Below are 13,224 nucleotides of genomic sequence, written 5' to 3' on the forward strand. Positions count from 1 at the left end.
GCACCATGTTCGGACGGCCGCCGTTGGCATCAACGGCGGCCGTTTCGTTTTGACGCCGGGCGGCGCCGTGATATGGTCCGCCCGCACGTGCCGTCGCGAGGCCATAGTCCGTTGAGCAAGCAGAAGATTTCCTTCGACCATTCCACCCGGGTGCTGGTGCGCCGCCTGTTCAACGAGGGCATGCGCCCCTACATGGGCAAGGTGATGGCCGCCGTGTTCTGCATGGTGGTCGGCGCCGCCGCCAACGCGGGCTACGCCCTCCTGATGGACCCGGTGGTCAACAAGATCTTCACCGAGAAGCGCCACGAATACCTGCTGCCGCTGGCGGCCGCCGTGCTGGCCACCTTCGCCATCAAGTCGGTGTGCAATTACGGCGAGGCGGTGTTCCTGTCCAAGGTGGGCCTGCGCGTCATCGCCGACATGCAGGCGCGCCTGTTCGCCCACCTGATGCGCCTCGACGTCGCCTTCTTCCACGCCAATTCCACGGGACGTATCCTGTCGCGGCTGACCAACGACATCTCGCAGATGCGCTTCGCGGTGTCCGACGCGTTGACGGGCGCGGGCAAGGACGCCTCGTCGGTGATCTTCCTGATCGGCGCCATGTTCTATCAGGACTGGCGGCTGTCGGCCTGGACCTTCTTCATTTTCCCCATCGCCATCCTGCCCATCCGCAAGCTGGGCCGGCGCATGCGCAAAGTCACCGCCAACACCCAGGACCACATGGGCCAGCTGACCACCTATCTGGAGCAGGCCATCCAGGGCATCCGGGTAGTCAAGGCCTATGGCATGGAGGAATACGAGAAGCGCAAGGTCAACGCCCTGGTGGAGATGCTCCAGGACCTGATCTACAAGGCGGCCCGGGTGCGCTCGGCCTCCTCGCCCATCATGGAGCTGCTGGGCGGCATCGCCATCACCGTGGTGATCCTGTATGGCGGCCAGCGCGTGGTCGAGGGCGAGACCACGCCCGGCGCCTTCTTCTCGTTCATCACCGCCCTGATGCTGGCCTACCGCCCCATCAAGTCCCTGGCCGCCATGAACACCAACCTGCAGGAAGGTCTGGCGGCGGCAGCGCGCACCTTCTCGGTGCTGGACACCCAGCCCACCATCGTCGAGAAGGAGGCAAGCGCCGATCTGGTGGTGCTGGAGGGCAATGTCAGCTTCGAAGGCGTGTTCTTCACCTATGACGGCGCCAAGGCGGTGCTGGACGGCATCGACCTCGCCGTGCCCGGCGGCAAGACGGTGGCCCTGGTCGGCCCCTCGGGCGCCGGCAAGTCCACGGTGCTGAACCTGCTGCCGCGCTTCTACGACGTCACCGACGGACGCGTTCTGGTGGACGGCCAGGACGTGCGGGGCGTCGGGCTGGCCTCGCTGCGGTCCAAGATCGCCCTGGTCAGCCAGGAAATCACCCTATTCGACGACACCATCCGCGCCAACATCGCCTATGGCCGCTTCGGCGCCACCGACGAGGAGATCGAGGCCGCCGCCCGCTCGGCCGCCGCCCACGACTTCATCACCGGCCTGCCCGAGGGCTACGATACAGTGGTGGGCGAGCGCGGGCTGAACCTGTCGGGCGGCCAGCGCCAGCGTCTGGCCATCGCGCGCGCCATGCTGAAGAACGCCCCCATCCTGCTGCTGGACGAGGCCACCAGCGCGCTGGACACCGAATCCGAGCGCCAGGTGCAGACCGCGCTGGAACTGCTGATGCGGGGCCGCACCACCATCGTCATCGCCCACCGCCTGTCCACCGTGGTCAACGCCGACCTGATCCACGTGCTGGACAAGGGGCGCGTGATCGAATCCGGCGACCACAACGCCCTGATGGCCAGGGACGGCACCTATGCCCGTCTCTACGCCATGCAGTTCGCCGAGGAAGCCGCCAGACCCACCGGAGGCTGAAAGCCCATGAGCTGGGCCAAGCGCATCGGCAAGAGCGAGGGATTGCGCGGGGCCTTGTGCTGGCTGGGCTCGCTCTACATCCGCTTCGTCTACCTCACCGGACGCTGGAGCGTGGTCAACGGCGGCCATGCCCAGGCGCTGTGGGATGCCGGCCGGCCCTTCATCCTGGCCTTCTGGCACGGCCGCATCCTGATGATGCCCAAGTCGTGGCGGCAAAGCGTGCCCATCCACATGCTGATCAGCCAGCACCGCGACGGCCAGCTGATTGCGCGGACCGTCTCCCATTTCGGTATCGACACGGTCCAGGGCTCCACCACCCGGGGCGGCAGCGCCGCGCTGCGCGCCATGCTGAAATTCCTGAAGTCCGGCCAGTGCGTCGGCATCACCCCCGATGGTCCCAAGGGGCCGCGCATGCGGGCCAGCGACGGCATCGTGGCGGTGGCTAAGCTGGCCCAGGTCCCCGTCCTGCCCGCCACCTTCGCCACCAGCCGCCGCAAGCTGCTGGGCAGCTGGGACCGCTTTGCCGTAGCGTGGCCGTTCTCGCGCGGGGTTTTCGTCTGGGGCGACCCCATCCTGGTGCCCAAGGACGCCGACGAAACGGCCATGGAAACCGCCCGCCAGGCGGTGGAGGACAGCCTCAACGCCATCACCCGCGACGCCGATTCCCGCATGGGCCAAGATACGCCGGAGCCGGCCTCATGATTCTAGGGCCGCGACGTACACCAGATGCGCAAATAGACCTGATCGATTGGTCCGCCGGTGCCGGGTTCGACCGGTTGGGGGCGCAAAACCTCTCGGGCCAGCCAGTCGCAGCGGATGAGAAGGCCGGGAACCGTGAGGATCAACGCGCTATGGTCGCCCAGGGGGCTACGATAGGTACAGCGCAGCGCGGTATCCCGTTCCCGCCATTTCTCAAGGTATTGAGTGTGATGCCGGATATCTCCCCGCCGCTGTTCGACACCATCGACTTCGTCGCCGGCGTCGTTACCCGCTCCGCTCAGGACTTGTTCGGGATGATCGGGATGCCGCAAAGGGCAGTCCACCACGGCACCGAAGGCCGGTGTGGCAGCGACAATCAGGGCAATAAAAGACAAAAAGCGAAGCATGGGCATGTCTCCAGGCCCATGCTGCCACACTCACTTATGTTTGATAACGGAATAGCGTTCGGCTCGGCCTCCGAACTGGATAAATCGTTTCTGGGGATCAAGGTCCTTCGCCTGATCCAGCACCCAGATTCCCGGCGTGATGCCCTTGGTTCCGTATTGGATGAAGACGGCGGCATGGTTGCCGCTCGAGGCGTTGGGGTAACGGCCGTCGACGAAGGTGGCGATGGGGGTGCCGCGTTCCAGCGGCGGATCGCCGAAATCCCGGATGGCCGGGCCTTCCTGCCAGTCGGCGGCGCGGCCCACCTCGGGGGCGAGATGCTTGACCATGGCGACGCATTCGCCGCTTTCGCCCACCTGTTTGCCGCCAGCGATGACCTTCGCCATCTTGGCTTCGAAGTCCTTGACCACGTATCCGTGCTCGGACGCGGTCTTGGACCAGCGGCCGTGATCGTTGCGGGGTTGGTTGGGGTCGTAAGTGTTCGGCATGGCGGAGCTCCAATGAAAAAAGCCGCCCGATGGGGGCGGCCCGTGCGTGGACACAATGGTGGCGTTGACGCACCCAGCCTAGCCGCCAATGACAATGTTTGCAATTTGTTCCCTCCCGCAAGGAGGGTGGCATGATCTACCGCCTGTACCGGGGACTGACCACCATGGGCGGGCCGCTGATCGCCGCCTATCTGGAGCGGCGCAAGGCGCGCGGCAAGGAAGACGCCGCCCGCTTCGCCGAGCGCCTGGGCCATCCCGGCCAGCCCCGCCCCTCGGGGCCATTGGTGTGGATGCACGGCGCCTCGGTGGGCGAGGCGCTGTCCATGCTGCCGCTGGTCGACCGCCTGCTGGCCCGGGGCCTGAACGTGCTGATGACCACCGGCACCGTCACCTCGGCCCGCCTGCTGGCCGAGCGGCTACCCAAGGGCGCGGCTCACCAATACGTGCCGGTGGACCGGATCGCCTATGTGCGCTCCTTCCTCAACCACTGGCGACCCGATCTGGCCCTGTGGGCGGAATCCGAGTACTGGCCCAACCTGCTGGCCGAGACCCGCCACCGGGGCATTCCCCAGGTGCTGATCCAGGGCCGCATGTCGCCCAGATCCTTCGCCGCCTGGAAGAAGGTGCCCGGCTTCATCCACAAGATGCTGTCGGGCTTCGCGCTGTGCCTGGCCCAGACCGAATCCGACGCCGGGCGCATCCGGGCGCTGGGCGGGCGCGACGTGCGCTGCCTGGGCAACCTCAAATACGCGGTGGCGCCGCTGCCCTGCGACGACGCGATGCTGCGGCGCCTGCGGGCCGACATCGCCGGCCGGCCGGTGTGGCTGGCGGCCAGCACCCATCCGGGCGAGGAGACCATGGCCGGGCGGGTGCACGAAGCCCTGGAACTGCCCGGCCTGTTGACCGTGGTCATTCCCCGCCACCATACGCGCGGAGCGGACATCGCCGCCGAGTTGCGCGGCCGGGGCCTCCACGTGGCGCTGCGCTCGGCGGGCGAGGCGATCACCCGGGAAACGGCGGTCTATGTCGCCGACACCATGGGCGAGCTGGGGCTGTTCTACCGCCTGGGCGGGCCGGTCTTCGTGGGCAAGAGCCTTTGCGTCGGCGGCGGACAGAACCCGTTTGAGCCGGCGCTGCTGGGCGCCGCCGTGATGTTCGGGCCGCTGATGGACAATTTCCCCGACATGGCCCCGGCCATGCTGGCGGCCGGCGCCGCCCTGCGGGTCAAGGACGAGGGCGAACTGGCCGCGGCCGTCCGCGCCCTGCTGGCCGACCCCCAGGCCCTGCGGGCGGCCGGCACGGCGGCCAGGGCCTGGGCCGAGGGCGAGGCCGGCATCCTGGATCAGGTGATGGAGGCGCTGGCCCCCTTCCTCCAACCCCTGGAGGCCGCCCATGCGCGCCCCTGACTTCTGGCACAAGGACAACGCCATCGCCCGCCTGCTCGCCCCCCTGGGGGCCGTCTACGGCTGGGCGGTGCGCCGCAACCTGGAGCGGGCCGAGGAATACCGCCCCGCCGTGCCGGTGATCTGCGTCGGCAATATCGTCGCCGGCGGAGCGGGCAAGACGCCGGTGGGCATCAGTCTGGCGCGGCGCCTGATCGCCGCCGGGGTGAAGCCCCATTTCCTCACCCGCGGCTATGGCGGCACCGAGGTGGGACCGCGCGCCGTGGACCTGGACCGCCATGATTGCGCCCGGGTGGGCGACGAAGCGCTGCTGCTGGCCCGCGAGGCTCCCACCTGGGTGGCGCGCTGGCGCCCCGACGGAGCCGTGGCCGCCGCCCAGATGGGGGCCGACGTGATCATCATGGACGACGGCTTCCAGAACGGCTCCATCGCCAAGGATCTGTCGCTGGTGGTGGTGGACGGCGAATACGGCTTCGGCAACGGCCGCACCATGCCGGCCGGTCCCTGCCGCGAGCCCCCGGACCAGGGGCTGGCCCGTGCCGACGCCATGGTGGTGATCGGCGAGGACAAATGCGGACTGGCGGAGATGGCCCGCGCCCACGATTTGCCGCTGCTGGCCGCCCGGCTGGCCCCCGACCCGGACGGCGCCGCCCTGAAGGGCCGCAAGGTGGTGGCCTTCGCCGGCATCGGCCGACCGGAGAAGTTCTTCGCCACCCTGAAACAATGCGGGGCGCGGCTGACCGCCGACCATTCCTTTCCCGACCACCACCCCTTCACCCGCGCCGACATCGAGGCGCTGCTGGCCGAGGCCGCAAGCAACGAGGCGGTGCTGGTCACCACCGCCAAGGATGCGGTGCGCCTGCCCGCCGACCTCAAGTCCCGCGTCACCGTGCTGAGTGTGACGCTGGACTGGGAGGACCCTTCCCTGCTAACTCCCCTGCTGGACCGGATCGGAGTGCGGGCATGACGAAAAAGGAACTGCGCCAGCGCCTGGAGGCCCTGGGCGCCCGGGTGGTGTGGGGGCTGTTCGCCGCCCTGCCGCTGGACGCCGCCTCGGGGCTGGGCGGCTGGCTGGGCCGTACCGTCGGCCCGCTGCTGGGCGGCGTCAACCGGGTGGCACGCCGGAACCTCAAGGCCGCCTTCCCCGAGAAATCCGACGCCGAGATCAAGACCATCATCGCCGACATGTGGGACAATATCGGCCGGGTGGCGGGCGAGTTTCCCCACCTGAAGCGCATCGCCGCCGAGCGGGTCGAATTGATCGGCGGCGAGAACATCGATCTGCTGCGCGACGACGGAAAGGCCGGCATCTTCATCTCGGGCCATATGGGCAATTGGGAGGTCAACGGCGCGGTGGCGGCGGCGCGCGGCCTGCCGCTCAATCTGGTCTACCGCGCCGCCAACAATCCCTATGTGGAGGATCTCTACCGCAAGGGCCGGGCCGACGCCTGCCACGCCCTGATCCAGAAGGGTCCGGAAGGGGCCCGCCAGGCGCTGATCACCCTGAAGAAGGGCGGCCATCTCGGCATGCTGGTGGACCAGAAGATGAATGACGGGGTGGCCATCCCCTTCTTCGGCCGCGACGCCATGACCGCCCCGGCCCAGGCCGTCTTCGCCACCAAATTCAAATGCCCCCTGGTCCCCGCCCGGGTAGAGCGGATCAAGGGCGCCCATTTCCGCGTCACCGTCCTGCCCCCCATGGAATTCCCCCACACCAACGACAATCACGAGGACAACCGCCTGCTGCTGGTCCGCATCAACGCCCTGCTCGAAGAGTGGATCCGCGAGCGGCCCGCGCAATGGCTGTGGGTCCACCGGCGCTGGCCGGAATGAGCGGCGACTTCACCGCCTATCTGGCCGCGCCGGGCTTCGAGGACGACCTGCGGGTCGAGCTGGGCGAGGTCACGGCCGAGTACGGCCGCCTGATGCTGTCGCCCGGCCCGGCCAGGCCGGCCGCCTGGGCGCAGAACATCTGGCTGGAGCCCCGCATGCTGGAGGTGGCCTCCATCGGCGAGGCGGCCAAGGCGCTCAAGGCCATCCAGCGCAACTGGTGGCCCTACGAGTTCCACCTGCACCGCCGCACCGCGCTCCTGGTGGAGAAGCTTCCCAAGGTCTCGGCCAGGCCGCTGGTGTTCGGCCAGCCCGCCCCGGCCGCGCCGCTGGGCTCGTTCGCCTGGATCGACGAAGGCCATGTGCTGGCCGCCGCCGACTGTTCAAGCCGCTTTCCCAACGGCGAGGCCGCCTTCGTCGAGGACCGCGAGACGCCGCCCAGCCGCGCCTATCTCAAGCTGTGGGAAGCCCTGACCCTGGCGGGCCAGATGCCGGGACCGGGCCAGACCTGCGTCGACCTCGGCGCCTGCCCCGGGGGATGGACCTGGGTACTGGCCGCCACCGGGGCCCGGGTGATCAGCGTGGACAAGGCGCCGCTGGCCCCCAACGTCGCCGCCATGCCCAATGTGGAATACCGCCAGGGCAGCGCCTTCGGCATCGAGCCGGCCGAGATCGGCCCGGTGGACTGGCTGTGCTCGGACGTCATCTGCTATCCCGAACGCCTGCTGCGGCTGGTGGAACGCTGGCTGGAAAGCGGATTGGCGCGCAACTTCATCTGCACCCTGAAGTTCCAGGGAGCCACCGACCACGCCGTGGCGCGGGCCTTCGCCGCCATCCCCGGCTCGCGCCTTTTGCATCTGGCCCACAACAAACACGAGTTGACCTGGATGCGGATTGGGGATGCGGCTTGCCACCCTATGTCCTTCGGAGTAAACCAGTAACTTCGGGGAAAATCCTTCCGGGACCGTGAGCCTCATGCCTGTCGCCAAGCTTCCGCCGCCGGTGGAAATCGATACCGATACCAAGAAGCGGATCATCGAAGGTCTGAAGAAGGTGCTGGCCACCTTTCAGCAGGCCGGACTGGTCGATTCCTCCGTCACCTACCAACAGGTGATCTCCGACCCGGATGTGCTGCAGGCCTTCATCAAGACCTTCCTGGCGAGCCGCGAGATGGTCGACGGCATCGTGCGGGCCAAGGACGGCGACGCGCCGGTCCGCGATGAAACCACCCCCCTGGTGTGCGGCGTCAGCCTGGACCAGATCCAGCAATTGCTGGTCCGCACCTGCGCCAAGAAGATCTTCGAGGCCGACAAGCCCATGGAGACGGTCACCGAGACCATCACCAAGACCTCCATGTTCGGCCTGATCAAGAAGACCGAGCAGATCGAGCGCCAGGCCGTCGACCCGGTCGAGGAACGCAAGATCCGCGAGCTGTCGCGCTACATCGCCTTCGGCTGGCAGCTGCCGCTGCTCGAGACCTACCGCACCCGGCTCAGCTATCCCCAGATCATCGAGATCGGCGAGGACATCGTGGCCCTGCCCACCGCCGCCCATGTCGAGGCGGTGTCCCAGTTCGAGCCCGACAAGCTGAAGAAGGTCAAGGCCGCCGTCGGCTCCGAATTCGGCGCCATCCTCGCCGACCGCCCCCAGGCCATCGGCGGCATCTCGGTGTGGAACCGCGACATGTACGAGTTCTACCACAAGATGCTGGGGCCCAAGGCGTGGGAGTTCTTCGCCCGCGACTCCGCCTTCTTCAACGTCTGCGCCGCCCTGGACAAGTCCGTCGCCAAGATTTTCGCCGACATGCTGTGCTACATCGCCGCCGAGAACCTGCAGGAGATCCAGCGCCTCAACATCGACAAGGTCGAGGTGATGGTCAACGCGCTGAAGACCGGCTTCGGTCCCCGCGCCCCGGAAATCCTGGCCATCCCCTCCTTCGCCAAGGACATCCTGCGCAAGGTGGTGGACAACCTCCTGCATATGACCCAGGAGAAGGACAAGCTGATGATGGCCTTCGGGCTGTCGGTCAAGGCCATGGTTCCCGCCGTGGACGAGTGGCTGGCCAAGCGGCATTGACCGGCCAGGGCCTCATCGGCATAGCCTTCCTGATCGGGCTGGCGTTTCTGCTGTCCGAGGATCGCCGCGCGGTGTCGTGGCGGGTGGTCGCCGCCGGGCTCGTGGTCCAGGTCGGCCTCGCCCTGCTGCTGCTCAAGGTTCCCGCCGCCAAGCTGCTGTTCCTGGGCCTGGACCGGGCGGTGGCCGCGCTGCAGACCGCGACGCGGGCCGGCACCAGCTTCGTCTTCGGCTATGTGGGCGGCGGGCCGGCGCCCTGGACCGCCGCCAATCCCGCCTCGGGCTTCATCCTCGCCTTCCAGGCCCTGCCGCTGGTGCTCTTGATGAGCGCGCTGTCGGCCCTGCTCTATCACTGGCGCATCCTGCCGGTGGTGGTGCGCGCCGCGTCCCGCCTGCTGGAGAAATCCATGGGGGTAGGCGGCGCCGTGGGCGTCTCGGCCTCGGCCACCGCCTTTCTCGGCATGATCGAGGCGCCGCTCCTGATCCGGCCCTACATGGCGCTGTTGTCCCGGGGCGAACTGTTCCTGGTGATGACGGCGGGCATGTCCACCATCGCCGGAACCGTGATGGTGCTCTACGCCACCTTCCTGGACGGCATCATTCCCGACGCCATCGGCCATCTGCTGACCGCCTCGCTGATCTCGGTGCCGGCCGGGCTGATGATCGGCAAGATCATGGTGCCCGATGCCGCCCATACCGGGGCCGGCCGCCTGGATGACGCCCACCACTACGCCGGCTCCATGGACGCGGTGGTCCGGGGCACCATGGACGGCGTCCGCCTGCTGGTCGGCATCATCGCCATGCTGGTGGTCCTGGTCGCCCTGGTCAGCTTGGCCAATGCCGGGCTGAAGCTGCTGCCCGAGGTGGCGGGCGCGCCGCTGACGCTGCAGCGCGCCCTGGGCTGGATCATGGCCCCGGTGGTGTGGAGCATGGGAATTCCCGCCGCCGAGATGGCCACGGCGGGCGCCCTGATGGGAACCAAGACGGTGCTGAACGAATTGCTGGCCTATCTGGAACTGGCCCAGCTGCCGGACGGCGCGCTGTCGGCCCGTTCGCGACTGATCATGACCTACGGCCTATGCGGTTTCGCCAATCTCGGCTCGCTGGGGATTCTGATCGCCGGCCTGTCGGTGATGGCGCCCGAGCGCCGGGCGGAGATCGTCGCCATGGGTGGAAGATCAATCGTTGCGGGAACACTGGCGAGCTGCCTTACCGGCGCGATGGTCGGCCTTCTGCTGTGATTCTGCCAGTACCGGCCATTCGCGGCATGTTTACAATAGGCCCCGGATGTTGCATGGTCATTTGATCATGAGTTCGGGCGCCGACATCTTGCGATTGCTGATCATCGAGGACAACCCTGGCGACCAGAGGTTGATCGAGATCGAATTGGCCGACGCCCAGCCCGGCTGGAAGGTATCCAGCCGCGCCACCCTGGGCGAGGCGTTGAAGGACGCCCCCTTCCACGCCTTCGACTGCGTACTCTCCGATCTCGGACTACCCGATGCGTCGGGTATCGAATCGGTGGTGCGGCTGAAATCCTGGGCCCCCGACAAGGCGCTGGTGGTGCTGACCAGCCTGGACGACGAGCGCGTCGCCCAGGAAGCCATCCGGGCCGGCGCCCAGGATTACGTGGTCAAGTCCGACGCGGGCCTGACCCTGCTGCCCCGCGTCATCCGCCACGCCATCGAGCGCCAGCAGGCCCAGACGGCGCTGGAGGCATCGAACCGCACCAATCAGGCCCTGCTGGACGCCAGCCACGACATCGCCATGCTGCTGGACGCCGAGGGGCACATCCTGACGCTGAACACCGAGGCGGAGCAGTACCTCAACGCCACGCCCGATTCCCTGATCGGCCAGAGCATCTTCGACCTGCTGCCCGAGGCGCTGGCCGAGCATCGCCGCTCGTTCCTGGCCGAGGCGCTGGAGACCGGACGCACCGTCCAGTTCGAGGACACCGACGGCATCCACTGGTTCGCCAACCGCCTGCTGGCGGTGGCCGGAATCGAGGTTGGCGAGCATCGGCTGGCCATGTTCTCGCGCGACATCACCTCGGAGCGCGCCACCGCCGCCAAGCTGGCCGAGGCCAAGGAAGAGTCCGACTTCGCCAACCGCGCCAAGACCGAGTTCATGGGCCGCATGAGCCGCGACATCCGCACGCCCCTGAACGACGTGATCGGCTTCGCCGAGATGATCTCGGCCGAGATGCTGGGGCCGCTGACCCAGGTCGGCTATCGCGAGTACGCCGAATCCATCCTCAATTCCGGCAGCCAGATCCTGAAGCTTCTGGACCGCATCACCGACGTCTCCATGCTGGAATCGGCGCTCTTGAAGGACCAGGCGTCCTACCGCGATCTGGTGGAACTGTCGCCCGACCTGATCTGCGTCTGCGTCGACGGGGTGATCGAGCGCATCAACGCCGCCGGGCTGGGAATGCTGCGCGCCCCCTCGACCACGGCCTGCGAAGGCAAGCACTTCTCCGAGTTCATCCATCCCGACTACCGCGCCATCTTCGAGGGCGGCCTGGACACCCTGTACGAGGAGGGCCACCCCCTGCCGGTCAAGGTGATGACCTTCGCCGGACGGGTGCGCGACGTGGAGCTGTCGGCGGTGCCGCTGCGGCGCGAAAGCCATAACGCCACCCTGCTGGTGGGCCGCGACACCACCGAAGTCACCGCCGCCATGCGGGCGGTGGCGGCCCGCGAACACCGTATTCGCGCCATCATGGACACGGTGCTGGACGGCATCGTCACCATCGACGAGGACGGCACCATCCTCAACGCCAACCTGTCGGTGGAGCGCATCTTCGGCCATTCCCTGTCCGAACTGATCGGCGCCAACGTCTCGACCCTGATGCCCGAGCCCGATGCCGGCCGGCATGACGGCTACATCAGGAACTACCTGGCCACCGGCATCGGCGCCATCATCGGCGTCGGCCGCGAGGTGATGGGCAAGCGCAAGGACGGCTCGCTGTTTCCCGTCCACCTGTCCATCTCGGAACTGCGCGTCGAGAAGCGCCGGCTGTTCACCGGCACCATCCGCGATCTCACCGAGAACAAGCAGCTGGCGCAAAGGGTGGCCTATCTGGCCAATCACGACCCGCTCACCGACCTGCCCAACCGCACCTTGCTGACCGACCGGCTGGGCCAGGCCATCGCCATGGCCCGCAACGCCGGGCTGCAGGCGGCGATCATCACCGTCGATCTGGACGGCTTCACCACCATCAACGATTCCATGGGCCACGACGTGGGCAACGCCCTGCTGCGCGAGACGGCGCGGCGCCTGGCCCAGGCGGTCCTGGCCGGCGGCACCGCCGCCCGCCTGGCCGGCGACGAATTCGCCGTGGTGGTCGCCCAGGCCCACGGCATTGACGAGATCACCGCCCAGGTCGACCACATCCACGACATCTTGAACAAGCCCTACACCATCCACGGCTCGGAGATGGTGGTGCCGGTGGACATGGGCGTGTCGGTCTTTCCCAGGGATGGCGACGACGCGCTGGACCTGCTGCGCAACGCCGAGATGGCGCTGCACAACGTCAAGCGCCGCAGCGACCAGCGCAAGGGCTATTTCGACGCCGCCATGTCCTTCGCGGTGACCGAGCGCATGACGCTGGAGCGCTCCATCAAGGACGCGCTGCGCGCCGGCCAGTTCGAGCTGTTCTACCAGCCGCAGGTCCGTCTGACCGATTACGCCCTGATCGGGGCCGAGGCGCTGATCCGCTGGCGCCATCCCGAACTGGGCATCATCACGCCCGACAAGTTCATTCCCGTCGCCGAGGAAACCGGACTGATCGTTCCCATGGGCAGCTGGGTGCTGCGCCAGGCCTGTACCCAATTGCGCCTGTGGAACGATTCCGGCATGGACAGCCTGCGGCTCGGCGTCAACATCTCGGGCCGCCAGTTCCGCGAGGCCGATCTGGCCGACATCGTCGCCGACTGTATTTCCGAGACCGGCGTCAACGCCAGGGACCTGGACCTGGAACTGACCGAAAGCATGCTGATGGCCGACGGCGAGGGCACGCTGAAGCTGCTGCGCTCGCTGGCCAAGCTGGGCGTCACGCTCAGCATCGACGATTTCGGCACCGGCTATTCCTCGCTGGCCTATCTGAAGCGGTTCCCGGTGGACACCGTGAAGATCGACCGCGCCTTCGTGCGCGACCTGGACCAGGACGAGGACGGCCGCGTTCTGGTCAACGCCATCATCTCGCTGGCCCATTCGCTGTCGCTGAAAACCATCGCCGAGGGCGTCGAGACCGAAACCCAGGCGGCGCTGCTGGCGCGGCACGGCTGCGACGAGATTCAGGGCTACATGATCGGCCGGCCCATGGCGGTGGCCGATTTCACCACTTTCGCCAAGGGCTACCACCCGCGCAACCCGGAGAGGGTCGCCACGTTGCGGGCGGGACAGAGTTGAATGACTGAGAGGATCGG

11 protein-coding genes are annotated in these 13,224 nt (G+C 67.6%); 9 read left to right on the forward strand and 2 right to left on the reverse strand.

The genetic code is table 11. The features are described from left to right. Positions 1-111: 111 nt before the first annotated feature. Together msbA and XM1_RS01460 are read left to right on the forward strand one after the other, a co-directional pair. Positions 112-1,896, forward strand: a complete 1,785-nt coding sequence (msbA, locus tag XM1_RS01455) for a lipid A export permease/ATP-binding protein MsbA (RefSeq protein ID WP_082700314.1) — start codon at positions 112-114, stop codon at positions 1,894-1,896. A gap of 6 nt (positions 1,897-1,902) precedes the next feature. Next, complete coding sequence (locus XM1_RS01460; protein ID WP_068428618.1) at positions 1,903-2,598, forward strand: lysophospholipid acyltransferase family protein; 696 nt, start codon at positions 1,903-1,905, stop codon at positions 2,596-2,598. Positions 2,599-2,600: 2 nt separating this feature from the next. On the opposite strand, the gene XM1_RS01465 is transcribed toward XM1_RS01460, so the two are convergent. Beyond that, positions 2,601-3,002 (reverse strand): hypothetical protein, encoded by a 402-nt coding sequence (locus XM1_RS01465; protein ID WP_068428619.1) that lies wholly within the window; start codon positions 3,000-3,002, stop codon positions 2,601-2,603. Between the two features lie 30 nt (positions 3,003-3,032). Further along, on the reverse strand, positions 3,033-3,488 hold the full coding sequence (locus tag XM1_RS01470) for a BPSL0067 family protein (protein ID WP_068428622.1): 456 nt from the start codon (positions 3,486-3,488) through the stop codon (positions 3,033-3,035). 131 nt (positions 3,489-3,619) lie between these two features. Between XM1_RS01470 and XM1_RS01475 the strand changes: the two genes are divergently transcribed. The 7 genes from XM1_RS01475 (at position 3,620) to XM1_RS01505 (ending at position 13,207) form a co-directional block, all read left to right on the forward strand. Further along, complete coding sequence (locus XM1_RS01475; protein ID WP_068428625.1) at positions 3,620-4,894, forward strand: 3-deoxy-D-manno-octulosonic acid transferase; 1,275 nt, start codon at positions 3,620-3,622, stop codon at positions 4,892-4,894. After that, positions 4,881-5,858, forward strand: coding sequence for a tetraacyldisaccharide 4'-kinase (gene lpxK, locus XM1_RS01480; RefSeq protein WP_068428628.1), 978 nt, complete (start codon positions 4,881-4,883; stop codon positions 5,856-5,858). The genes XM1_RS01475 and lpxK overlap by 14 nt, the downstream gene beginning before the upstream one ends. Next, on the forward strand, positions 5,855-6,724 hold the full coding sequence (locus XM1_RS01485; protein ID WP_068428631.1) for a lysophospholipid acyltransferase family protein: 870 nt from the start codon (positions 5,855-5,857) through the stop codon (positions 6,722-6,724). The genes lpxK and XM1_RS01485 overlap by 4 nt, the downstream gene beginning before the upstream one ends. Further along, a complete protein-coding gene (locus XM1_RS01490) occupies positions 6,691-7,662 on the forward strand; it encodes an SAM-dependent methyltransferase (protein ID WP_231920648.1) in 972 nt (323 codons plus the stop codon). The genes XM1_RS01485 and XM1_RS01490 overlap by 34 nt, the downstream gene beginning before the upstream one ends. A 34-nt stretch (positions 7,663-7,696) precedes the next feature. Then, complete coding sequence (locus XM1_RS01495; protein ID WP_068428637.1) at positions 7,697-8,797, forward strand: hypothetical protein; 1,101 nt, start codon at positions 7,697-7,699, stop codon at positions 8,795-8,797. Then, positions 8,776-10,035 carry a NupC/NupG family nucleoside CNT transporter gene (locus tag XM1_RS01500; RefSeq protein WP_231920649.1) on the forward strand — a complete coding sequence of 420 codons (1,260 nt, stop codon included), beginning with the start codon at positions 8,776-8,778 and terminating at the stop codon, positions 10,033-10,035. Before XM1_RS01495 ends, XM1_RS01500 begins: the two co-directional genes overlap by 22 nt. A 67-nt stretch (positions 10,036-10,102) precedes the next feature. Further along, positions 10,103-13,207, forward strand: a complete 3,105-nt coding sequence (locus XM1_RS01505; protein WP_231920650.1) for an EAL domain-containing protein — start codon at positions 10,103-10,105, stop codon at positions 13,205-13,207. Positions 13,208-13,224 lie beyond the last annotated feature (17 nt).

Origin of the sequence: Magnetospirillum sp. XM-1 (assembly GCF_001511835.1) — a bacterium.
Classification (GTDB): Bacteria; Pseudomonadota; Alphaproteobacteria; order Rhodospirillales; family Magnetospirillaceae; genus Phaeospirillum.

Bases quoted from the DNA above. Each gene is read 5' to 3' on its own strand.
- XM1_RS01460 (WP_068428618.1), top strand. From the start codon at position 1,903: ATGAGCTGGGCCAAGCGCATCGGCAAGAGCGAGGGATTGCGCGGGGCC.
- XM1_RS01465 (WP_068428619.1), bottom strand. From the start codon at position 3,002: ATGCTTCGCTTTTTGTCTTTTATTGCCCTGATTGTCGCTGCCACACCG.
- XM1_RS01470 (WP_068428622.1), bottom strand. From the start codon at position 3,488: ATGCCGAACACTTACGACCCCAACCAACCCCGCAACGATCACGGCCGC.
- XM1_RS01475 (WP_068428625.1), top strand. From the start codon at position 3,620: ATGATCTACCGCCTGTACCGGGGACTGACCACCATGGGCGGGCCGCTG.
- lpxK (WP_068428628.1), top strand. From the start codon at position 4,881: ATGCGCGCCCCTGACTTCTGGCACAAGGACAACGCCATCGCCCGCCTG.
- XM1_RS01485 (WP_068428631.1), top strand. From the start codon at position 5,855: ATGACGAAAAAGGAACTGCGCCAGCGCCTGGAGGCCCTGGGCGCCCGG.
- XM1_RS01490 (WP_231920648.1), top strand. From the start codon at position 6,691: ATGGCTGTGGGTCCACCGGCGCTGGCCGGAATGAGCGGCGACTTCACC.
- XM1_RS01495 (WP_068428637.1), top strand. From the start codon at position 7,697: ATGCCTGTCGCCAAGCTTCCGCCGCCGGTGGAAATCGATACCGATACC.
- XM1_RS01505 (WP_231920650.1), top strand. From the start codon at position 10,103: ATGAGTTCGGGCGCCGACATCTTGCGATTGCTGATCATCGAGGACAAC.